The sequence below is a fragment of the Hydrogenophaga sp. genome, assembly GCF_031426985.1.
GTDB lineage: Bacteria > Pseudomonadota > Gammaproteobacteria > Burkholderiales > Burkholderiaceae_C > Hydrogenophaga.
The window spans coordinates 1-1,091 of the sequence record NZ_JASJOY010000062.1 but is presented as its reverse complement, the minus strand read 5'-3'; the positions used below and the strand labels follow the sequence as shown (position 1 = coordinate 1,091).

Below are 1,091 nucleotides of genomic sequence, written 5' to 3'. Positions count from 1 at the left end.
ACGCCGCCGGGCCGCGTGTGCTGCGAACCAACCCGCCTCGCCGCAGCCGCGACAACAGGAGTTCGAGGCAGGACACGGACACACGCAAGCGTGCACTGAACATGGGCAATGGTTGAAGGCCCGGCTCCTGCGCCAGCTCGAGCAGCGCGGCGACGGCCAGTCGGGCCTTCCCGGCGATGGGCATAGTGGGCTTTCGGGACATTTTTGGGTCAGAATTTCTCCGGCCGCAGCACCTCGACATCAGCCACGAACAGGACCATCGAGTAGTTGTCGTAGTAACGCTCGCGCAACGCCTTGCAGATGGCGCTGGCGGTCTGCGCGTTGCACAGCACCTCAATCCGGATGTTGGCGTGCGGGCCCCAGGTGGCGTCACGCCGGCCCCGACTGCCCTTGCCGCGCGCGTCGGTCACCGTGTAGCCTCGCGCATCCAGCGACTCGAGGTCGCGCAGAAGCGTGGTCTCAAGCGCGGCCTCGCACACGACGGTCAGCAGTTTGATCATGCCTGTTTCCGGTAATTGCATTACATACTCACTGTACGACTTGCTGCGCGAGCCGGTGATACAGCGGGATGCCGACCAGCAGGTTGAACGGAAAAGTGATGCCCAGCGCCGCGCCGATCGACAGGGCCGGATTGGCTTGTGGAACTGCCAGCCGCATGGCCGCAGGCGCTGCGATGTAGGACGCACTGGCGTACAGCGTGGCCAAGAGCGTCACGCCACCGACGGACAGACCCAGCAACGCGCCGGTGGCCAGGCCCAGGCCGGCGGAGAAGAGCGGCATGACGGTAGCGAAGACGAGCAGGAATGGCCCGGCGCGGCGCAGTTCGCCGAAGCGGCTCGCCGCCACCAGGCCCATTTCGAGAAGGAAAAACGCGAGCACGCCCTTGAACAGGTCGAAGAACAGGCGATCCAGTGGCTCGATGCCGCCGGGGCCTGCGAACCAGCCGATGGCCAGTCCTCCCAACAGCAGCACGATGCTCTTGCCAGCGAGCACCTCATGAAGCACCTTTCCCCAAGGTGTGCCGGGCTCGCCGCGCCGTGCCAGCAGGACGCCGATCACCAGCGCCGGGAACTCAAGCAGCACGAGCATCA

2 protein-coding genes are annotated in these 1,091 nt (G+C 65.7%); both read right to left on the bottom strand.

Annotated elements, in window-relative coordinates; translation table 11 throughout:
• Positions 1–209 precede the first annotated feature (209 nt).
• A complete protein-coding gene (locus RMP09_RS08590) occupies positions 210–500 on the bottom strand; it encodes a P-II family nitrogen regulator (protein ID WP_137918455.1) in 291 nt (96 codons plus the stop codon).
• A 28-nt stretch (positions 501–528) separates the two neighbouring features.
• On the bottom strand, positions 529–1,091 hold a 563-nt coding region (locus RMP09_RS08585; protein WP_310565564.1), incomplete at its 5' end, for a sodium-dependent bicarbonate transport family permease.